22 protein-coding genes are annotated in these 19,407 nt (G+C 49.1%); 18 read left to right on the top strand and 4 right to left on the bottom strand.

The annotated features are described in order from the left end of the window. Positions 1 to 55 precede the first annotated feature (55 nt). From pdxB to hisP, 15 genes are all read left to right on the top strand, one after another. Positions 56 to 1,192, top strand: coding sequence for a 4-phosphoerythronate dehydrogenase PdxB (gene pdxB, locus M979_RS11225; protein WP_064554974.1), 1,137 nt, complete (start codon positions 56 to 58; stop codon positions 1,190 to 1,192). Positions 1,193 to 1,260: 68 nt separating this feature from the next. Further along, positions 1,261 to 2,274 (top strand): aspartate-semialdehyde dehydrogenase, encoded by a 1,014-nt coding sequence (locus M979_RS11220; protein ID WP_064554973.1) that lies wholly within the window; start codon positions 1,261 to 1,263, stop codon positions 2,272 to 2,274. Further along, entirely contained in the window at positions 2,274 to 3,089 is an 816-nt protein-coding gene (gene truA, locus M979_RS11215) for a tRNA pseudouridine(38-40) synthase TruA (RefSeq protein WP_034458866.1), read from the top strand. Before M979_RS11220 ends, truA begins: the two co-directional genes overlap by 1 nt. Before the next feature lie 25 nt (positions 3,090 to 3,114). Beyond that, the gene (locus tag M979_RS11210; protein WP_034458864.1) at positions 3,115 to 3,774 is read left to right on the top strand and encodes a DedA family protein; all 660 of its coding nucleotides are present in this window, start codon (positions 3,115 to 3,117) and stop codon (positions 3,772 to 3,774) included. Positions 3,775 to 3,912: 138 nt separating this feature from the next. Next, on the top strand, positions 3,913 to 4,833 hold the full coding sequence (gene accD, locus M979_RS11205) for an acetyl-CoA carboxylase, carboxyltransferase subunit beta (RefSeq protein ID WP_034458861.1): 921 nt from the start codon (positions 3,913 to 3,915) through the stop codon (positions 4,831 to 4,833). Between the two features lie 77 nt (positions 4,834 to 4,910). Then, the gene (gene folC, locus M979_RS11200) at positions 4,911 to 6,179 is read left to right on the top strand and encodes a bifunctional tetrahydrofolate synthase/dihydrofolate synthase (RefSeq protein WP_064554972.1); all 1,269 of its coding nucleotides are present in this window, start codon (positions 4,911 to 4,913) and stop codon (positions 6,177 to 6,179) included. Next, on the top strand, positions 6,169 to 6,897 hold the full coding sequence (gene dedD / locus M979_RS11195) for a cell division protein DedD (protein WP_064554971.1): 729 nt from the start codon (positions 6,169 to 6,171) through the stop codon (positions 6,895 to 6,897). Before folC ends, dedD begins: the two co-directional genes overlap by 11 nt. Positions 6,898 to 7,177: 280 nt before the next feature. Further along, positions 7,178 to 7,666, top strand: a complete 489-nt coding sequence (gene cvpA / locus M979_RS11190) for a colicin V production protein (RefSeq protein WP_034458856.1) — start codon at positions 7,178 to 7,180, stop codon at positions 7,664 to 7,666. 91 nt (positions 7,667 to 7,757) lie between these two features. Continuing rightward, positions 7,758 to 9,275 carry an amidophosphoribosyltransferase gene (gene purF / locus M979_RS11185; protein ID WP_034458853.1) on the top strand — a complete coding sequence of 506 codons (1,518 nt, stop codon included), beginning with the start codon at positions 7,758 to 7,760 and terminating at the stop codon, positions 9,273 to 9,275. A 110-nt stretch (positions 9,276 to 9,385) separates the two neighbouring features. Then, a complete protein-coding gene (locus M979_RS11180; RefSeq protein ID WP_034458851.1) occupies positions 9,386 to 9,955 on the top strand; it encodes a UbiX family flavin prenyltransferase in 570 nt (189 codons plus the stop codon). Positions 9,956 to 10,250: 295 nt separating this feature from the next. Beyond that, positions 10,251 to 11,033 carry a lysine/arginine/ornithine ABC transporter substrate-binding protein ArgT gene (gene argT / locus M979_RS11175; RefSeq protein WP_034458849.1) on the top strand — a complete coding sequence of 261 codons (783 nt, stop codon included), beginning with the start codon at positions 10,251 to 10,253 and terminating at the stop codon, positions 11,031 to 11,033. A 296-nt stretch (positions 11,034 to 11,329) separates the two neighbouring features. Next, positions 11,330 to 12,112, top strand: coding sequence for a histidine ABC transporter substrate-binding protein HisJ (gene hisJ / locus M979_RS11170; RefSeq protein ID WP_034458847.1), 783 nt, complete (start codon positions 11,330 to 11,332; stop codon positions 12,110 to 12,112). Positions 12,113 to 12,186: 74 nt separating this feature from the next. Next, a complete protein-coding gene (locus M979_RS11165) occupies positions 12,187 to 12,873 on the top strand; it encodes a histidine ABC transporter permease HisQ (RefSeq protein ID WP_034458845.1) in 687 nt (228 codons plus the stop codon). Further along, positions 12,870 to 13,586 carry an ABC transporter permease gene (locus tag M979_RS11160; protein WP_064554970.1) on the top strand — a complete coding sequence of 239 codons (717 nt, stop codon included), beginning with the start codon at positions 12,870 to 12,872 and terminating at the stop codon, positions 13,584 to 13,586. The genes M979_RS11165 and M979_RS11160 overlap by 4 nt, the downstream gene beginning before the upstream one ends. A gap of 10 nt (positions 13,587 to 13,596) precedes the next feature. Beyond that, positions 13,597 to 14,370 carry a histidine ABC transporter ATP-binding protein HisP gene (gene hisP / locus M979_RS11155; protein WP_034458841.1) on the top strand — a complete coding sequence of 258 codons (774 nt, stop codon included), beginning with the start codon at positions 13,597 to 13,599 and terminating at the stop codon, positions 14,368 to 14,370. A 36-nt stretch (positions 14,371 to 14,406) separates the two neighbouring features. On the opposite strand, the gene M979_RS11150 is transcribed toward hisP, so the two are convergent. From M979_RS11150 to yfcG, 3 genes are all read right to left on the bottom strand, one after another. After that, positions 14,407 to 15,300, bottom strand: a complete 894-nt coding sequence (locus M979_RS11150) for a TIGR01777 family oxidoreductase (RefSeq protein ID WP_034458839.1) — start codon at positions 15,298 to 15,300, stop codon at positions 14,407 to 14,409. A 22-nt stretch (positions 15,301 to 15,322) separates the two neighbouring features. Then, positions 15,323 to 15,688: a dihydroneopterin triphosphate 2'-epimerase gene (gene folX / locus M979_RS11145; protein ID WP_034458837.1), complete on the bottom strand. Its 366-nt coding sequence runs from the start codon at positions 15,686 to 15,688 to the stop codon at positions 15,323 to 15,325. 92 nt (positions 15,689 to 15,780) lie between these two features. Further along, positions 15,781 to 16,410, bottom strand: a complete 630-nt coding sequence (gene yfcG, locus M979_RS11140; RefSeq protein ID WP_064554969.1) for a GSH-dependent disulfide bond oxidoreductase — start codon at positions 16,408 to 16,410, stop codon at positions 15,781 to 15,783. A gap of 151 nt (positions 16,411 to 16,561) precedes the next feature. On the opposite strand from yfcG, the gene yfcF reads away from it, so the two are divergent. From yfcF to yfcD, 3 genes are read left to right on the top strand one after another with little or no spacing between them, the layout of a single operon-like run. Further along, entirely contained in the window at positions 16,562 to 17,206 is a 645-nt protein-coding gene (gene yfcF / locus M979_RS11135; RefSeq protein WP_064554968.1) for a glutathione transferase, read from the top strand. A 56-nt stretch (positions 17,207 to 17,262) separates the two neighbouring features. Continuing rightward, positions 17,263 to 17,814 carry a phosphodiesterase gene (gene yfcE / locus M979_RS11130; protein WP_064554967.1) on the top strand — a complete coding sequence of 184 codons (552 nt, stop codon included), beginning with the start codon at positions 17,263 to 17,265 and terminating at the stop codon, positions 17,812 to 17,814. A gap of 57 nt (positions 17,815 to 17,871) precedes the next feature. Beyond that, the gene (gene yfcD / locus M979_RS11125; RefSeq protein WP_034458829.1) at positions 17,872 to 18,414 is read left to right on the top strand and encodes an NUDIX hydrolase YfcD; all 543 of its coding nucleotides are present in this window, start codon (positions 17,872 to 17,874) and stop codon (positions 18,412 to 18,414) included. 132 nt (positions 18,415 to 18,546) lie between these two features. Here yfcD and M979_RS11120 read toward each other — a convergent pair whose 3' ends face one another. Next, complete coding sequence (locus M979_RS11120; RefSeq protein ID WP_157093237.1) at positions 18,547 to 18,939, bottom strand: hypothetical protein; 393 nt, start codon at positions 18,937 to 18,939, stop codon at positions 18,547 to 18,549. Between the last annotated feature and the right edge of the window lie 468 nt (positions 18,940 to 19,407).

The raw sequence follows: 19,407 nt of genomic DNA, 5'->3' as shown, positions 1-19,407 counted from the left end.
GATTATGGCACACTATCGGGCTTATTCTCGACGATTAACCGAACAGGTAGCTAACGTGAAAATCCTCGTTGACGAAAACATGCCCTATGCACGTGAATTGTTCAGTCGCCTTGGCGACGTAACCGCCGTCCCTGGCCGCCCAATTCCCGTATCCGAATTGGCTGATGCTGATGCGTTAATGGTGCGTTCAGTCACCAAAGTGAATGCTGATTTACTCGATGACAAAGGAATAAAATTTGTCGGTACGGCAACGGCTGGCACTGACCACGTTGACGAAAACTACCTTCAGCGCGCGGGTATCGCATTTTCGGCAGCCCCCGGTTGTAATGCCATTGCTGTTGTTGAGTATGTCTTCTCCTCACTGTTAATGCTTGCCGAACGCGACGGTTTCCAGCTTACCGACCGCACCGTGGGTATTGTTGGTGTCGGTAATGTCGGTTCGCGTTTGCAGGCGCGTCTTGAAGCTTTTGGCGTTCGTACGCTGCTTTGCGATCCACCTCGTGCCGATCGCGGTGATAAAGGCGATTTTGTATCACTGGAACAATTGGTGCGCGAAGCGGATGTTCTGACGTTCCATACGCCGCTTTTTAAAGACGGTGCGTACAAATCGCTGCATCTTGCTGACGAGAAACTGATTTCAAGCCTCAAACCCGGCTCCATTCTAATTAACGCCTGCCGTGGGCCGGTTGTGGATAACGTAGCGTTGCTTAAATGCCTGGAGAATGGCCAGAATCTGAGTGTGGTACTTGATGTCTGGGAGCCGGAGCCGGAACTCAATGTCGCTCTACTCAATAAAGTTGATATCGGTACTGCCCACATCGCGGGTTATACGCTGGAAGGTAAAGCGCGTGGCACCACGCAAGTGTTTGAAGCATTTAGCGAGTTTATTGGCCAGAAACAACAAGTGGCTTTAGACACTCTGCTTCCTGCCCCGGAATTTGGTCGTATTACCCTTCATGGCCCTCTCGATCAGGCAACACTCAAAAGACTGGTTCATCTGGTGTATGATGTGCGCCGCGATGATGCTCCGCTGCGTAAAGTGGCAGGAATTCCGGGTGAGTTTGACAAGTTACGCAAAAATTATCAGGAACGCCGTGAATGGTCATCGCTGTATATCCAATGTGATAATGAAGCGGCAGCAACAATGCTGCAAAAGCTAGGCTTTAACGCTATCTATCACGCAGCACGTTAAAAAATCCTTCTCATCTCCCCGGTGTTGCGCCTGGGAGATACTGCTATTTAAGTCTGGAGTAAACCAACATGTCTGAAGGCTGGAATATTGCCGTTTTAGGTGCCACGGGTGCCGTAGGCGCAGCTGTGATTGAACTGCTTGCCGAACGCCAGTTCCCGGTTGGTGAATTGTATGCCCTGGCGCGCAATGAAAGCGCCGGTGAAAATATTCGTTATGAAGGCAAAACAGTGATGGTTCAGGATGCTGAATCATTTGACTGGACTCAGGTTCAGCTGGCGTTCTTCGTTGCAGGTGCTGAAGCTTCTGCACGTTATGTTGAAGAAGCCACGAATGCCGGTTGCCTGGTTATCGACTCCAGCGGCCTATTCGCCATGGAACACGATGTACCGCTGGTTGTTCCTGATGTGAATCCATTCGTGTTGGGTGAATACCGCAATCGCAACCTGGTTGCCGTTGCTGATAGCTTGACCAGCCAACTTCTGACTGCCCTGAAACCGCTTATCGAACAGGGTGGTTTATCACGTATTCAGGTCACTAATTTACTGGCAGCCTCCGGGCGTGGCAAAAGTGCGGTAGACGCACTGGCCGGTCAGAGTGCTCGTCTGCTTAATGGCTTGCCAATCGAAGAGGCTGATCTATTTGGTCGCCAGTTGGCGTTCAACATGCTACCGCTGGTGCCGGATGCCGAAGGTAGCGTTCTTGCAGAGCGTCGCCTGGTGAACGAAGTACGTAAAGTGTTGCAAGATGAAGGTGTCATGATCTCTTCCAACATGGTTCAGGCTCCGGTATTTTACGGGCATGCGCAGATGGTCAATTTTGAAGCAATGCGTCCGTTGGCGGCTGAAGAAGCGCGTGATGCATTTGGTCAATTTGAAGATATCGAGCTTTCCGAAGAAGGGGATTTCCCGACTCAGGTTGCTGACGCCTCCGGTAGTGCACATCTTTCAATCGGCTGTATCCACAACGATTACGGTATGCCTGAGCAGATTCAATTCTGGTCAGTTGCCGATAACGTTCGTTTCGGCGGTGCATTGATGGCGGTGAAAACGGCTGAGAAATTAGTGCAGGAGTATATGTACTAATGTCCGACGAGTTGCACCAAACACCACTCAACAAGATTGCACTCGGCATTGAATACGACGGCAGCAAATATTACGGCTGGCAGCGCCAGAATGAAGTGCGCAGTGTGCAGGAGAAGCTTGAAAAAGCGCTCTCTAAAGTGGCTGATGAGCCAATAAATGTATTCTGTGCCGGGCGTACCGACGCAGGTGTACATGCCACCGGCCAGGTGGTGCATTTTGAAACGCGTGCGCAGCGTAAAGATGCGGCATGGACACTTGGTGCAAATGCGAATTTACCTGGTGACATTGCGGTGCGTTGGGTTAAAGCTGTGCCCGATGATTTTCACGCGCGCTTCAGTGCCACGGCGCGTCGTTATCGTTATGTCATCTATAACGAGCGGCTACGTCCGGCAGTGATGGGGCAGGGGGTGACGCATTTTTATCATCCGCTGGATGCTGAACGCATGCACCGTGCCGCGCAATGTTTGCTGGGTGAGAACGATTTTACGTCGTTTCGCGCCGTGCAATGCCAGTCGCGCACACCCTGGCGCAATCTGATGCACATCAACGTCACACGTTATGGTTCATACGTGGTGGTGGATATCAAAGCCAATGCGTTTGTGCATCACATGGTGCGAAACATTGTCGGCAGCCTGATGGAAATTGGTTGTGGCAATCAAGAAGAGAACTGGATGGCCCAATTGCTGGTTGCGAAAGACCGTAAGCTTGCAGCGGCCACCGGAAAAGCAGAAGGCTTGTACTTAGTTTCAGTAGATTACCCTGACCACTTTGCATTACCTAAACCCCCGATGGGGCCTCTTTTTTTGGCAGACTGACTCCAGTCGAGAAAGGTAGATAACTATGGAATTTATCCGCTTTATTATTGATTTTATTTTGCACATTGATGTGCATTTAGCGGAGTTGGTTGCGCAGTATGGCGTCTGGGTTTATGCCATTCTGTTTTTGATTCTGTTTTGTGAAACAGGTCTGGTGGTGACGCCGTTCCTGCCGGGTGATTCGCTGCTGTTTGTTGCTGGTGCGCTGGCGGCACTGCCGACTAACGATCTTAACGTTCATACCATGGTGATTTTAATGATCATCGCGGCAATTGTTGGCGATGCGGTGAACTACACTATTGGGCGGCTGTTTGGTGAAAAGCTGTTCAGTAACCCGAATTCAAAAATCTTCCGCCGTAGTTATCTTGATAAAACACACGCTTTTTACGAGCGTCATGGTGGAAAAACGATTATCCTCGCGCGCTTCGTACCGATTGTGCGAACTTTCGCACCGTTTGTCGCCGGGATGGGGCATATGTCCTATCGCCATTTTGCGATGTATAACGTTGCCGGTGCGTTGCTGTGGGTATTGTTATTTACCTACGCAGGCTACCTGTTCGGCGATTTGCCGATTGTGCAGGAAAACCTGAAATTACTGATTGTGGCGATTATCGTGTTGTCGGTCCTGCCTGGTGTGGTTGAAATTATTCGCCACAAACGTGCGGCCAAACGCCTGCAAAAGTAACTCCATCGCGCGGTTCGACCACTTTTTTATCCAAAGTCGCGGGCCGTTATGTTTTAATGAGCACCATTTATGGTCTGGGGCAGGTATTACTGCCACAGAAAAACTGGCATCGACCAGGTTCAAGCAGAAAGGTCATCAATGAGCTGGATTGAACGAATTCTCAATAAGAGCAATATCACCCCTACCCGTAAGGCGAGTATCCCTGAAGGGGTGTGGACGAAGTGCGACAGTTGTGGCCAGGTTTTGTACCGTGCCGAACTGGAACGCAATCTTGAAGTCTGCCCAAAATGCGATCACCACATGCGTATGTCTGCGCGCGATCGTCTGCATAGCCTGTTAGATGAAGGTTCGCTGTTTGAATTGGGTAGTGAGCTTGAGCCAAAAGATATTCTCAAGTTTAAAGACTCTAAAAAATACAAAGACCGTCTGGCATCAGCCCAGAAAGAAACTGGTGAGAAAGATGCGCTGGTAGTGATGAAAGGCACGCTTTATAACATGCCTGTTGTTGCTGTCGCGTTTGAGTTTGCCTTTATGGGCGGTTCTATGGGTTCTGTTGTCGGTGCACGTTTTGTTCGTGCAGTAGAACAGGCTCTGGAAGATAACTGCCCGCTGATCTGTTTCTCCGCTTCCGGTGGCGCACGTATGCAAGAAGCACTGATGTCGCTTATGCAGATGGCGAAAACCAGTGCGGCGCTGGCAAAAATGCAGGAGCGCGGTCTACCGTATATTTCGGTTCTGACTGACCCAACTATGGGCGGCGTGTCTGCAAGCTTCGCTATGTTAGGCGATCTCAACGTCGCTGAGCCAAAAGCATTGATCGGCTTTGCGGGTCCTCGTGTTATCGAACAGACCGTGCGCGAAAAACTGCCGCCGGGCTTCCAGCGCAGTGAGTTCCTGATCGAAAAAGGGGCGATCGACATGATCGTCCGCCGTCCAGAAATGCGCCTGAAACTGGCAAGCGTTCTGGCAAAACTGACAAATCAGCCAGCGCCGAATCCGGAAGCGCCGCGTGAACCCATTGTGGTTCCGGCCGCACCGGAAGAAGGTCACCAGGCCTGATTGTTAATAAGGGCAGGCCGAACAGGTCCTGCCCTTTTTCTTGAACCGTATATTGAACCGTAGATAGAGCGGGCATCATGGAAAAAATTCAAACTCCTCAAGCCACGTCGCCTCTGGCCACGTGGCTTTGTTATCTGGAAAATCTCCATTCTAAAACCATTGAGCTTGGCCTTGACCGTGTTAAAAAAGTTGCTGCTACGCTTGAGGTGCTGAAACCGGCACCAACGGTGTTTACTGTTGCCGGAACAAACGGCAAAGGCACGACTTGTCGCACTTTGGAAAAGGTGTTGATGGCGGCAGGATATAGTGTTGGTGTCTACAGTTCACCGCATCTGGTGCGTTACACCGAGCGCGTGCGCATACAAAGTGAAGAGCTGGATGAGGCATACCACACGGCGGCATTTGCACAAATTGAAACCGCGCGTGGCGAAACATCACTAACCTATTTTGAATACAGCACGCTGTCAGCGTTGTTATTGTTTAAACAACTGGCCGTGGACGTGGTGATTCTTGAAGTCGGCCTGGGTGGCCGCCTGGATGCGACCAATATTGTCGATGCCGATGTGGCAGTCGTCACCAGTATCGCCCTTGATCACACTGACTGGCTGGGGCCAGATCGTGAAAGTATCGGACGTGAAAAAGCAGGAGTCTTCCGTGGTGGTAAACCTGCAGTGGTGGGCGAGCCAGATATGCCACACACTATTGCTGATGTGGCGGCTGAAAAGGGCGCTCGTCTGCTGCGCCGTGACGTCGACTGGTCTTATGAGGTTGGTGAGAGCAGTTGGAGCTTTAAAGATGCTCTGGGTGAACTCCATGGCTTGCCGTTGCCACTAGTCCCGCAGCCGAATGCCGCAACCGCGCTGGCCGCATTGCGTGTAAGCCAGCTAAATGTCAGTAATGAAGCTATTATTCAAGGGATTAAACAGGCGACGTTACCGGGTCGTTTCCAGATTATTTCGCAGGCACCGTTGGTTATTCTCGATGTGGCGCATAATCCCCATGCGGCAGCCTATCTTGCCGGGCGTCTGGCGCAGCTACCTAAGCGTGGGCGTGTACTGGCGGTTATTGGCATGCTGCACGACAAAGACATCGCCGGTACGCTGGCAAATTTGTCGCCTCAAGTTGATAGCTGGTATTGTGCTCCTCTGGAAGGGCCGCGCGGTGCGAGTGCTGAACAGTTGATTGAGCATCTGGGCCAGGGTGAGGTCTACGGCACAGTGATGCAGGCCTGGAATGCTGCGATGAGTGCGGCAACAGAGGATGATACCGTGCTGGTGTGTGGTTCATTTCATACAGTAGCCCACGTAATGGAAGCGCTGGACGCGGAGAAAAAAGGTGGCGAGTAAGTTTCAAAATCGATTAGTCGGAACCATTATTCTGGTCGCACTGGGGGTCATTATCCTGCCAGGGCTACTTGATGGTCAGAAAAAGCATTATCAGGATGAATTTGCAGCTATTCCTCTGGTTCCAAAACCAGGGGATACCGCTGAGCCGGATATGTTGCCGGCGGCAACGCAGGCACTCCCTTCTCAACCACCTGAGGGTGCAGCAGAAGAGGTGAGAGCGGGTACGGCAGCGGCACCAGGATTAGATATTGCCTCACTGCCGAGTGATGGTGGTGCGGGTATTGATGAAGTTCCAGTCGCCCGTGCTCAACCAAAACCGCAACCTGTCGTTGAGAAACCGAAACCTAAGCAGGTCGAGAAACCGCAGAGCAAAGCTGAGATTGATCAAACGGCAGAACGCCTGGCGATGATGAACGAAGAACCGCCAGAGCCTGAAAAACCCGCGAAGCAGGAAACAGCGGAGAAAGCACCAACCGGGCAAGCTTATGTTGTACAGCTCGGTGCGTTGAAGAATGCCGACAAAGTGAATGAAATTGTTGGTAAACTACGCGGTGCCGGGTTCCGTGTTTATACCTCACCGTCTACGCCAGTGCAGGGTAAAGTTACCCGTATTCTGGTGGGGCCAGATGCTTCAAAAGACAAATTGAAATCGTCTTTGGGCGAGCTGAGTACCATCTCCGGGCTCAACGGTGTTGTGATGAATTATACGGCGAGATAATTTTTCTGAAGTTGATTGAACTGTAGGGCTGGTAAACGAAGTGTCATCCGCCAGAGAGGGTTCTCGCAGGCGGATGCCGCGGTACAAATCTACCTTACAAATTCATAAGAAATCTTCAGTGAAGCCCCGGCACAAGGGCAAATTCTTAATGGCGTTGAGCATTTTTTCAACGCCATTATTTATTTACGCGAGGGAAGGAAATCCCTACGCAAACGTTTTCTTTTTCTGTTAGAATGCGCCCCGAACTGGACGTCAGGGCGATTTGTCGTGAGATTTGTTCATGGTCTGGATAGATTACGCCATTATTGCAGTCATCGGTTTTTCAGCTCTGATTAGTGTTATTCGTGGGTTTGTGCGTGAAGCGTTATCGCTGGTGACCTGGGGTTGTGCTTTCTTTGTCGCCAGTCATTACTACACTTACCTGTCAGTCTGGTTCACAGGCTTTGAAGACGAACTGGTACGTAATGGAATAGCTATCGCGATACTATTTATCGCGACACTCATTGTTGGTGCGATAGTCAATTATGTGATTAGCGCACTGGTTGAGAAAACCGGCCTGTCGGGTACAGACAGGGTGTTGGGGATCTGTTTCGGTGCTTTACGTGGAGCATTGATCGTCGCCGCCATTCTGTTCTTTCTTGATACGTTTACTGGTTTTTCGAAGAGTGACGACTGGCAAAAGTCGCAGCTTATCCCGCAATTCAGTTTCATCATCAGATGGTTCTTTGACTATCTGCAAAGCTCGTCAAGTTTCTTGCCTCGGCCTTAGGGCGGGGGTTATGGCTTAGAGTCTGATTTTTCTGGCTGTTTTATTTTCAAATAACGCCAGAAAAACAGACTCACGATGAGGAAAAGACAACATGTGCGGTATTGTCGGTATCGCCGGTTTCATGCCGGTAAACCAGTCTATCTATGATGCGTTAACGGTGCTTCAGCATCGTGGGCAAGATGCCGCAGGCATCGTCACCATTGATGCTTTAAACTGTTTTCGTCTGCGTAAAGCTAATGGACTGGTGAGTGATGTATTTGGTGCCATTCACATGCAACGCTTACAAGGAAACATGGGCATTGGTCATGTGCGATACCCTACAGCGGGTAGTTCCAGTGCTTCTGAAGCCCAGCCTTTCTATGTTAACTCTCCATATGGCATTACCCTTGCACACAACGGTAACCTCACTAACGCCCACGAACTGCGCCAGAAGCTGTTCGAAGAAAAGCGTCGTCACATTAACACCACTTCCGATTCTGAAATCCTGCTGAATATTTTTGCCAGCGAGCTGGATAATTTCCGCAACTATCCGCTAGAAGCTGACAATATTTTTGCAGCTATTGCTGCAACTAACCGTCAGATTCGCGGCGCTTATGCATGTGTGGCAATGATTATCGGCCACGGTATGGTTGCGTTCCGCGATCCAAACGGCATCCGCCCACTCGTCATGGGCAAGCGTGATTTGAACGATGGTCGCACTGAATATATGGTGGCTTCCGAAAGCGTTGCGCTTGATACCCTGGGCTTCGAATTCCTGCGTGATATCGCACCAGGTGAAGCGGTTTACATCACTGAGAAAGGGCAGTTATTTACCCGCCAGTGTGCTGACAACCCAACCAGCAATCCTTGTCTATTCGAATACGTCTACTTCGCGCGTCCGGACTCCTTTATCGATAAAATTTCCGTTTACAGCGCACGCGTTGAGATGGGCAAAAAACTCGGTGAGAAAATTGCCCGCGAGTGGGAAGATTTGGATATCGATGTGGTTATCCCTATTCCAGAAACATCCTGCGATATCGCGCTGGAAATCGCCCGCATTCTCGACAAGCCATATCGCCAGGGCTTCGTTAAGAACCGCTACGTTGGTCGTACCTTTATCATGCCGGGCCAGCAACTGCGTCGTAAGTCTGTGCGTCGTAAACTCAATGCTAACCGTGCTGAGTTCCGCGATAAGAACGTGCTGCTGGTGGATGACTCTATCGTGCGTGGCACAACTTCTGAGCAGATTATCGAGATGGCACGTGAAGCGGGTGCGAAAAAAGTCTATCTCGCTTCCGCAGCACCAGAGATTCGCTTCCCGAACGTTTACGGTATCGACATGCCAAGCGCAAACGAACTGATTGCTCACGGCCGCGAAGTTGACGAGATCCGCCAGTTAATTGGTGCTGATGGTTTGATTTTCCAGGATCTGGACGATCTGATTGAAGCTGTTCGCGTTGAGAACCCGGACATTACACAGTTTGAATGCTCGGTGTTTAACGGTATCTACGTGACCAAAGACGTGGACCACGAATACCTTGAGTATCTTGAGTCACTGCGTAATGACGATTCGAAAGCTATTCAGCGTCAAAACGAAGTGGAAAACTTAGAGATGCACAACGAGGGTTAAAGCCATCCTCACCGTAACCCTCTCCCCGAAGGAGAGGGTTACCATTTCTTGCATCCCTGCCCATCTTGCGGCAAAGTCAGCCCAGATAATCTCCTTGGGCGAACTAAAATATGAAACGGTTAATTGTTGGGATTTCAGGTGCCAGTGGTGCAATCTACGGTGTGCGACTGCTTCAGGTACTGCAACAATTACCCGATATCGAAACTCATCTCATTCTGAGTAATGCAGCTCGCCAGACCCTTGCCTTAGAAACCGATATTTCCCTGCGCGAAGTTCAGGCTCTGGCTGATGTGGTTCACGACGCCCGTGATATCGCCGCCAGCCTCTCCTCAGGCTCTTTTAAGACGCACGGCATGGTGATATTGCCTTGTTCAATTAAAACCCTTTCAGGAATTGTCCACAGCTATACCGATGGCCTGCTGACGCGTGCGGCAGATGTGGTGCTAAAAGAGCGTCGCCCGTTGGTGCTTTGTGTGCGCGAAACACCGCTGCATCTTGGCCATTTACGTTTAATGACCCAGGCCGCCGAATTGGGTGCGGTGATCATGCCGCCAATGCCGGCCTTTTATCATCGTCCGCAAAGCGTGCAGGACATCATCGACCAGACGGTCAACCGGGTACTCGACCAGTTTGATATTGAGCTGCCACAGGACTTGTTCACCCGCTGGAACGGCGCATAAATATTGCGCCAGTGTGGTGCATCACAAAACCCTTCGCCTCAAAATGGGGCGATTTTGTAACCTCGATCACTTCCAGAACATTTATCCGCTATTTTCCACCGTTAATGCTTTTCCCTCATACCAGACCTGCTATCTTTCATTCTTGTGACAGAGTTGTAACTTTTATTTAACACAAAACCGCGCACTTTCTTTCACGCAAGAAAAAGTGGCATGGGAACTGCAACTCTGGTCTGCAACACAAAAAAACACAACACGACGTTACACATAATAAGATCCGCCACCTTGAGGGTTATGTATGAAAAAGCAAGTTCTCGCTCTGTCATTACTGCTTGGCCTGAGTGCCACCGCAAGTGTTTTCGCAGCTATTCCGCAGAGCATTCGTCTTGGTACGGACACTACATATGCACCGTTCTCATCTAAAGACGCGAAAGGGGATTTTGTTGGTTTCGATATCGATCTCGGCAATGAGTTGTGTAAACGCATCAATACTAAATGTACATGGGTAGGAAGCGACTTTGATGCGTTAATTCCATCACTTAAAGCGAAGAAAATCGACGGCATCATCTCTTCGCTTTCCATCACCGAAAAGCGCCAGAAAGAGATTGCCTTCTCTGACAAGCTTTATGCTGCGGATTCACGCCTGATTGCTGTTAAAGGGTCCCCAATTCAGCCGACTCTTGATTCGCTCAAAGGCAAGCACATTGGTGTGTTGCAAGGCTCTACCCAAGAAGCATATGCCAATGCTGAATGGCGTAGTAAAGGTATCGATGTGGTGCCTTACGCTAACCAGGATCTGATCTATTCCGACCTGGCTGCTGGTCGCCTTGATGCAGCATTCCAGGATGAAACCGCTGCCAGCGAAGGCTTCCTGAAACTGCCTGCGGGTAAAGGCTATCAGTTTGCTGGCCCATCGGTGAAAAACAAACAATACTTTGGTGATGGCACCGGTATTGGCTTGCGTAAAGATGACGTGGAGCTGAAAGCGGCCTTTGATAAAGCGCTGGCAGAAATGCGTAAAGATGGAACTTACGACAAATTTGCTAAGAAGTACTTCGATTTTAATGTTTACGGTGAATAACCTTATCCCGTAGTCTGTAGCCCGGTTGTGGCTTCACGGCCGGGCTGAATAGAATTGCAATCTAACCCGAAGTTGTTTGCACTCCATTAGTGCAAATTATTGCCGATGCACCAAAATGATGTTTTACTTGCATCCTATTGGTGCGACGTGCTTTTCAAGTGAAAGTGGTCCTGAAACAGGGCGCGCCATCCGCTTGAAAAAACACTATATTGGTGTGCATAAATTGGCATGAAACATGCAATTTTATCCGGTTAAAAAGCAATCGCGCAAAATATACGGTCTACTCGAGGATAATTATGAACAAGCAGATCATCGCTCTTTCTTTGGTACTGGCATTTTCCAGTGTTTCCACAGCTTTCGCCGCAATTCCTAAGAATGTACGTATTGGTACTGATCCAACTTATGCGCCGTTTGAGTCGAAAAACGCTCAAGGGGAATTAGTCGGTTTTGATATTGATTTGGCAAAAGAACTCTGCAAACGCATCGAAACTAACTGTACCTTCGTGGAAAACCCACTGGATGCGCTGATCCCCTCGTTGAAAGCGAAAAAAATTGACGCGATTATGTCGTCACTTTCCATTACAGAAAAACGCCAGCAAGAAATCGCCTTCACTGACAAACTGTACGCCGCAGACTCACGCTTAGTGGTCGCGAAAGGTTCCCCTATTCAACCAACCCTTCAGTCTCTGAAAGGTAAGCGTGTCGGTGTTCTGCAAGGCACCACGCAAGAAACCTACGGTAATGAGCACTGGGCGCCAAAAGGCATCGAAATTGTCTCTTATCAAGGCCAGGATTCTATTTACGCTGACCTGACGGCAGGCCGAATTGACGCCGCATTCCAGGATGAAGTGGCTGCGAGCGAAGGCTTCCTGAAACAACCGGTTGGCGCTAATTACCAGTTCGGTGGCCCGTCTGTTAAAGACGACAAACTATTTGGCGTTGGCACCGGTATGGGGCTGCGCAAAGATGATACTGAGCTGCGTGAAGCACTGAACAAAGCATTTGCGGAAATGCGCAAAGACGGAACTTATGAGAAGTTAGCGAAGAAATACTTCGACTTCGATGTTTACGGTGGTTAACAGTCACCAGTGGTTAAACCTGCCCTATGTGGGCAGGTTAAGTTTGTGCAGACACTGACGACAGGATACGCACCATGTTGTACGGTTTTTCAGAAGTCATTTTTAAAGGGGCTGTCGTCACGCTGGAACTGGCGCTAAGCTCCGTTATCCTCGCCGTTATTATTGGCCTGGCGGGAGCTGGTGCTAAGTTATCCAAAAATCGCCCGTTAGCTATGTTGTTTGAAGGCTACACCACGTTAATTCGTGGCGTGCCTGACCTGGTGCTGATGCTGCTGATTTTCTATGGCCTGCAAATGGCGCTCAATGCGTTAACCGACTCGCTTGGGGTTGCTCAGTTTGATATCGACCCCATGGTTGCCGGTATTATTACGCTTGGTTTTATCTACGGTGCCTATTTTACCGAAACTTTCCGCGGTGCTTTTATGGCTGTTCCGAGAGGGCACATTGAAGCTGCAACTGCCTTTGGTTTCACCGGCTCACAAACGTTCCGTCGAATTCTCTTCCCAGCCATGATGCGCTATGCGCTACCTGGGATTGGTAATAACTGGCAGGTTATTTTAAAAGCGACCGCACTTGTGTCTTTGTTAGGTCTGGAAGATGTAGTGAAGGCAACGCAACTTGCTGGGAAAAGTACCTGGCAGCCATTCTACTTTGCGATTGTCGCCGGGATCATTTACCTCTTCTTTACTACGGTATCGAATGGAGTGCTGCTCTGGCTTGAACGCCGTTACTCGGTTGGCGTGAAGAGGGCCGAGCTATGATCGAAATTATTCAGGAATACTGGAAAGCATTGCTGTGGACCGATGGCTATCGGTTTACCGGCGTTGCCATTACGATGTGGTTGCTGATTTCATCCGTGGTGATGGGCGGGATTCTGGCGCTGTTTTTGGCCATTGGCCGCGTATCGAGCAACAAATTTATCGCATTCCCAATCTGGCTGTTTACCTACATTTTCCGTGGCACACCGCTGTATGTGCAGTTGCTGGTGTTCTACTCAGGCATGTACACGCTGGAAGTAGTGAAGGGTACGGTACTGCTTAATGAGTTTTTCCGCAGTGGCCTGAACTGTACGGTGCTGGCGCTAACGTTGAATACGTGCGCATACACGACTGAGATCTTTGCCGGTGCGATCCGTGCTGTGCCGCATGGTGAAATTGAAGCCGGGCGCGCTTATGGCTTCTCACCATTCAAAATGTATCGCTGCATTATTTTGCCATCGGCATTGCGCATCGCATTGCCTGCGTATAGCAATGAAGTGATTTTGATGCTGCACTCGACCGCGCTGGCATTTACCGCCACGGTGCCGGATCTGCTGAAAATCGCCCGTGACATTAACTCCGCAACCTACCAGCCGTTTACTGCTTTTGGGATTGCTGCGGTGCTGTACCTGTGTATTTCTTATGTGCTGATTAGATTGTTCCGCAAGGCTGAGCAACGCTGGTTGCAGCATATTAAACCAAGCTCAACACATTGAGTGTTCAACGATGACTGATAAAAAATTAAGCGTTACCGACCTGCACAAGCGCTACGGCCAACATGAAGTGCTCAAAGGTGTCTCTTTACAGGCTAATGCTGGTGATGTGATAAGCATCATTGGTTCATCGGGCTCAGGCAAAAGTACCTTTTTGCGCTGTATTAACTTCCTCGAAAAACCGAGTGAAGGGACGATTGTCGTTAATAACCAGAACATTAATCTGGTGCGCGACACCGACGGGCAGTTGAAAGTTGCCGATAAAAATCAGCTTCGCTTGCTACGTACTCGCCTGACAATGGTGTTCCAGCATTTCAACTTGTGGAGCCACATGACGGTGCTGGAAAACGTTATGGAAGCGCCGATTCAAGTGCTTGGTTTGAGCAAGCAAGAAGCGAAAGAGCGTGCAATTAAGTATCTGGCGAAAGTCGGCATTGACGAGCGTCAGCAGATTAAATACCCGGTACATCTTTCTGGTGGTCAGCAGCAGCGTGTCTCTATCGCCCGTGCACTGGCGATGGAACCTGAAGTGTTACTGTTCGATGAACCGACTTCCGCGCTTGACCCTGAACTGGTAGGCGAAGTACTGCGTATCATGCAGAAACTGGCCGAAGAGGGGAAAACGATGGTAGTGGTAACGCATGAGATGGATTTTGCGCGCCACGTTTCAAACCATGTGATTTTCCTGCATCAAGGTTTAATCGAAGAAGAAGGGACGCCGGAAGAGTTGTTTGGTAATCCGAAAAGCGCCCGTTTGCAGCAGTTCTTGTCAGGCTCGTTGAAGTAATACTGGAAGTCCCGCCATTGCGGCGGGACTTGAATGTTAACGCACCACATCCCCCAGCGCTTCTTCCAGATCATACCAACGGAAGCCAAACCCGGATTCTTCAAGCCGCTTTGGCAAAGCACGTTGCCCCCCTAACACCAGCACCGAAGATTCACCCATCATCGTCCTGACCACCATTGCCGGGGCGCGCATAAACGCCGGGCGATTTAGCACATGGCCAAGGGCGTGGGAGAACTGTTCATTGCGGACCGGGTAGGGCGAAACCATGTTAAACGGCCCGCGCAGATCGTTATCCAGCAGCCAGAGAATGCCATTCACCATATCGTCGATATGAATCCATGCCAGATATTGCCGACCATCACCCATCGGCCCGCCCAAGCCTAGTCGGAATATCGGCAACAGTTTTGCCAGAATCCCGCCTTTAGGTGCCAGCACCACACCGGTACGCAGCAGGCAGACGCGGGTATGCTCGCTCTGTGCTCCACAGGCAATTTGCTCCCAACGGGCGCATAGCTTATGGGTAAATTCATTGTGTGGCGGTTCATCTTCGTTGACGACCACTTCTCCGAGGTCGCCGTAATATCCGGCGGCTGAGCCAGAGATAAACACTGCAGGCGGTTGCTGGCTTGCTTTAAACATCTCAACCAGGCGTTCGGTGATTTGCCAGCGGCTTTGGCATAAGCGCTGCTTTTGCGACTCGCTCCAGCGTTTATCGGCAATGGGTTCACCCGCAAGATTAATTACCGCACCAAACCCATCAAGATTTCGATGGTCGTTCAGCCCTTTCCAGAATTCGACTTTGGGGTCAAAAAGCGTACGTGCTTTGTCGGGGTTTCTGGTGACGACCGTGACATCGTGCCCTAATTCCAGCAAGCGTGGTACCAGATGGCTGCCAATCAGGCCGGTTCCGCCGGTGATCAGTATCTGCATGCTCGTCTCCAGTTGTTTGCGCTTACTTGCGCCAACTCATGGTCATTGATACCGAGTCGGCATAGCGAAGCGCGTGAAGTTTATCGATCTCTACTTCAGCATAAGATACCCACGGATGATCGCATGCGATGTCGAGCACATCCTGAGTTAATTTTTCCAATAATGAGAAGCGATGGTTCTCTACCAACTGAATGATTTGTTTAGTGATAGTGCGGTAATTCAGCGCATCGTTGATATCTTCGCTGGCGCGGGCTTTGTCCGCCGGGTAATGAATAACGACGTTAATGACAATGTCCTGGCGATTGGCAATTTCTTCTTCCTTGATACCAATGAAGGTGCGAAGACGTAAGTTTTTGATTCGAATGATTGCGTCTGGTTGTTGGGTCATTGCAGGTGTGCTCCATTTAGTTATTTTCCTTCTCAGACTATACCCAAATTAGATGAGGAAAAAAATTGCGCGCCTTATCGGGCGCGCAGGGTTTAGTTTTGCTGCGCTTTCTCATAGGCACGTTCAGTTGCCGGGCGAGATCGGATTCGCTCAAACCAATTTTGAACGGCAGGGAAGTGCGCCAGGTTTATACGTTGGCGCTCATGGGAAACCGTCCATGGATAAGTCGCAATATCTGCAATGCTGTATTCGTTACCGCCCAGCCATGGAGTTTTCTCAAGCTGCTTATTCAGAACGCCGTACAAGCGTTGGGTCTCAACCTGGTAACGCTCAATGGCATAGGGTACGGGCTGTGGTGCGAAGTGGTTAAAATGATGATTCTGTCCGAGCATTGGGCCAAAGCCGCCCACTTGCCAAAACAGCCATTGCAATGTGTGAGCGCGTTCGCGCAGATCTTTGCTTAATAGTTCGTTGGTCTTTTCTGCTAAATACAGCAGGATCTCACCGGATTCAAACAAGCTCAGCGGACCGCCGCCATCAATGGGATGGTTGTCGATAATCGCTGGGATTTTATTATTCGGGGAAATCGCTAAAAAGGCAGGCTGAAACTGATCTCCTTTGCCAATATCAATACGATGAATGGCGTAGTCCAGGCCCGTCTCTTCCAGAAATAGCGTGATTTTGTGGCCGTTTGGTGTCGGTGCGTAGTAGAGGTCAATCATGGTATTCCCATCCTGATGTCAGTATTTTTCTTAAACCTATGGAGTATAGACTTTTTGAAAAAAGTGCTTCGTAGATGAGGTTTGCTCAGGTGACAGTTGCCATGTTCCGCTATATGTTCAATAGCCTGGAAACGAAATCAAGGGGGATATTATGAGCCAACCAACAATAACACTTTGGTCCGATGCGAATTTTTTTAGCCCGTACGTGATGTCTGTTTACGTTGCACTAAAAGAGAAAGGCCTGAACTTTAACCTGCAAACAATTGATCTGAATAGTGGGCAAAACCTGCAACCTGGCTGGAAAGGCTATGATCTGACGCGCCGCGTTCCCGCTATAGAAGTCGATGATTTTCTACTGAGTGAATCCTCTGCCATTACTGAATATCTTGAAGAGCGTTTTGCTCCACCAACCTGGGAACGGATTTATCCGCATGACCTGGAAAAACGTGCCCGGGCAAGACAAATCCAGGCCTGGATTCGCAGCGATTTAATGCCGATTCGTGAAGAGCGCTCAACCGATGTGGTTTTCGCTGGCGTGAAGAAAGCACCGCTGACAGACAAAGGGCAATATGCGGCTCAAAAACTTATAACGACGGTAGAAAACTTGCTGCCTGTCGGCCAGCAAAATCTTTTCGGCGAATGGTCCATTGCCGATACCGATCTGGCGCTGATGCTTAATCGTTTAATTCTCAATGGTGATGAAGTTCCTGAGCGACTCGAAGAGTATGCCGCCTTCCAGTGGCAGAGGGCATCAGTGCAGCGTTTTCTGGCACTTTCCGCAAAGCATTCTGGCTGATTAGCCCCATAATTCGCTATGATAATTCTGCTTACCATTAACAGGATCAGGACTTTATGAAGCTGATGTTTGCCTCGGATATTCACGGTTCGTTACCCGCAACTGAGCAGGTGCTGGCGCATTTTGAGCGCAGTGGTGCTAAGTGGTTGATATTACTGGGTGATGTGCTGAATCACGGGCCGCGAAATGCGCTGCCGGTGGGCTACAATCCAGGTGCTGTTGCTGAGCGCTTTAACAGTATTGCAGAGAGAATTATTGCGGTACGTGGCAATTGTGACAGCGAAGTCGACCAGATGCTGCTCCATTTCCCCATTACTGCACCGTGGCAACAAATACTGATGGCGGACCAACGTTTATTTGTGACGCATGGTCATCTGTATAACCCTGAAAAATTGCCGCCACTGCTAGAAAATGACGTGCTGGTTTTTGGTCATACGCATTTGCCACTGGCTGAAAAGCAAGACACGGTCTATCTCTTTAATCCAGGCTCGGTAAGCATACCTAAAGGCGGGTTTGAGCCGAGTTACGGCATGCTAAATGATGGTGTTCTGAGCGTTCACGCACTGAATAACGATGGGGTTATTGCACAGGTGAGAATTACCCCGTAACTTACCGCTTGTTAGACGAATCACGCGCCAAAGAGCGCCCTATATAAGGTTTCCCCAATGGCGGAACAGAGTCATTTTGTTGGCATGGAATGGGTTGATATTGTCAATGAAGACAATGAAGTAATCGCACAAGCAAGCCGCGAGCAAATGCGCGCTCAGCGTTTGCGCCATCGCGCGACTTATATCGTTGTGCATGACGGTATGGGTAAGATTTTGGTGCAGCGTCGTACTGAAACCAAAGATTTTATGCCAGGCATGCTGGATGCCACTGCAGGCGGTGTAGTTCAGGCAGATGAACAGTTGCTGGACTCAGCACGTCGCGAGGCAGAAGAGGAGTTGGGTATTGCCGGTGTACCTTTTGCCGAGCACGGTCAGTTCTATTTTGAGGATACTAACTGTCGCGTATGGGGAAGCCTGTTTAGCTGCGTTTCTCATGGCCCGTTTGCGTTGCAGGAAGAAGAAGTCAGCGAAGTGTGCTGGATGTCGCCAGAAGAGATTACAGCCCGCTGTGACGACTTTACGCCGGACTCTCTAAAAGCACTGGCGCTGTGGATGACCCGCAACGCTAAAAATGAATCCCAGCATGTAATTGCTGAGTGATTTATTTCTGATTTTATTCTGCAATTCCCCCGGAGATAAATTCCGGGGTGAATGCAAATGTAGAAAAATGGACATTAAGTTAATCATCAAAATAGTTATTATGATTAATACGATATGTGACTCTTCAATAAACTAAAATATTTTATTTGCATTAATCACACTCTTTAATTTGTGGACGGCAACGTTCACGTCTTTTGTCGCATAGCTAAAATAATCCAGATGAATGATTTTATTTTTATCAAACTTCCGAGAGGCGAACATTAGCTTCAAACCCGGAATGGCAAGGATGATATCGAATCCTTGCTCCTGGATTTCTTTAGCATCGGAATAGGTTGTATCTTTTTCGATTAACCATGGTAGTCCAAGGCTTTCAACACGAGTTCGCAATAAAGCGATGTACTCATCTTCATCAACGATGACATGCGATAGCGCATTGCTCTGCATCATGATTGGATTAAAACATCTCGAAAAACTGGGCGAACAAACCACACAAATCTTTGTTATTTCTCTTTTGATTATCATCAAAGTATATTCCTGATTTAATTAGTCGGTGAACATCCAGATAGCAAATTTTTGGATGTTTTTGAGTGTCAAAAAAATACCAATTATAAAAAATAAAGCGATAAATGTTAGCTCTGGATTCTCGATGCCCGGTTTGAAGGAATACCAACCTGAAAATGTTAATTGTGTAATCATATAGGTTAGGTATGCCAATATATAATTATTGACGATCCTGTTTCTCATTGTTGTCATATCCATTTTTAATCAATAGTAGCGGAGAGATTATTGTATTTTGTGAACGATAGTGAAATAGCCCTTTTAAAGGCCCAATCATTATTGCTTATGCAAGAAGTGCCCTCACAATATCCATATTATAAAAGTGGATAAATAGTGTGAATATGTAATTTTTTGTAAATCTGCGCCCGCTAAAACATAATGATGAGAATTTCACTCGCTGTGTGGGTAGGAAAAAACTGACTAGTCCTGATATAC

The sequence above is a fragment of the Buttiauxella noackiae ATCC 51607 genome (assembly GCF_001654865.1).
GTDB lineage: Bacteria > Pseudomonadota > Gammaproteobacteria > Enterobacterales > Enterobacteriaceae > Buttiauxella > Buttiauxella noackiae.
Note: the sequence above shows the minus strand (reverse complement) of the source record. Positions and strands in the feature narration are given on the sequence as shown.

Excerpts from the sequence above, each read along its gene's own strand:
- M979_RS11220 (WP_064554973.1), top strand. The coding sequence starts at position 1,261 with ATGTCTGAAGGCTGGAATATTGCCGTTTTAGGTGCCACGGGTGCCGTA.
- truA (WP_034458866.1), top strand. The coding sequence starts at position 2,274 with ATGTCCGACGAGTTGCACCAAACACCACTCAACAAGATTGCACTCGGC.
- M979_RS11210 (WP_034458864.1), top strand. The coding sequence starts at position 3,115 with ATGGAATTTATCCGCTTTATTATTGATTTTATTTTGCACATTGATGTG.
- accD (WP_034458861.1), top strand. The coding sequence starts at position 3,913 with ATGAGCTGGATTGAACGAATTCTCAATAAGAGCAATATCACCCCTACC.
- folC (WP_064554972.1), top strand. The coding sequence starts at position 4,911 with ATGGAAAAAATTCAAACTCCTCAAGCCACGTCGCCTCTGGCCACGTGG.
- cvpA (WP_034458856.1), top strand. The coding sequence starts at position 7,178 with ATGGTCTGGATAGATTACGCCATTATTGCAGTCATCGGTTTTTCAGCT.
- purF (WP_034458853.1), top strand. The coding sequence starts at position 7,758 with ATGTGCGGTATTGTCGGTATCGCCGGTTTCATGCCGGTAAACCAGTCT.
- M979_RS11180 (WP_034458851.1), top strand. The coding sequence starts at position 9,386 with ATGAAACGGTTAATTGTTGGGATTTCAGGTGCCAGTGGTGCAATCTAC.
- argT (WP_034458849.1), top strand. The coding sequence starts at position 10,251 with ATGAAAAAGCAAGTTCTCGCTCTGTCATTACTGCTTGGCCTGAGTGCC.
- hisJ (WP_034458847.1), top strand. The coding sequence starts at position 11,330 with ATGAACAAGCAGATCATCGCTCTTTCTTTGGTACTGGCATTTTCCAGT.
- M979_RS11165 (WP_034458845.1), top strand. The coding sequence starts at position 12,187 with ATGTTGTACGGTTTTTCAGAAGTCATTTTTAAAGGGGCTGTCGTCACG.
- M979_RS11160 (WP_064554970.1), top strand. The coding sequence starts at position 12,870 with ATGATCGAAATTATTCAGGAATACTGGAAAGCATTGCTGTGGACCGAT.
- hisP (WP_034458841.1), top strand. The coding sequence starts at position 13,597 with ATGACTGATAAAAAATTAAGCGTTACCGACCTGCACAAGCGCTACGGC.
- M979_RS11150 (WP_034458839.1), bottom strand. The coding sequence starts at position 15,300 with ATGCAGATACTGATCACCGGCGGAACCGGCCTGATTGGCAGCCATCTG.
- folX (WP_034458837.1), bottom strand. The coding sequence starts at position 15,688 with ATGACCCAACAACCAGACGCAATCATTCGAATCAAAAACTTACGTCTT.
- yfcG (WP_064554969.1), bottom strand. The coding sequence starts at position 16,410 with ATGATTGACCTCTACTACGCACCGACACCAAACGGCCACAAAATCACG.
- yfcF (WP_064554968.1), top strand. The coding sequence starts at position 16,562 with ATGAGCCAACCAACAATAACACTTTGGTCCGATGCGAATTTTTTTAGC.
- yfcE (WP_064554967.1), top strand. The coding sequence starts at position 17,263 with ATGAAGCTGATGTTTGCCTCGGATATTCACGGTTCGTTACCCGCAACT.
- yfcD (WP_034458829.1), top strand. The coding sequence starts at position 17,872 with ATGGCGGAACAGAGTCATTTTGTTGGCATGGAATGGGTTGATATTGTC.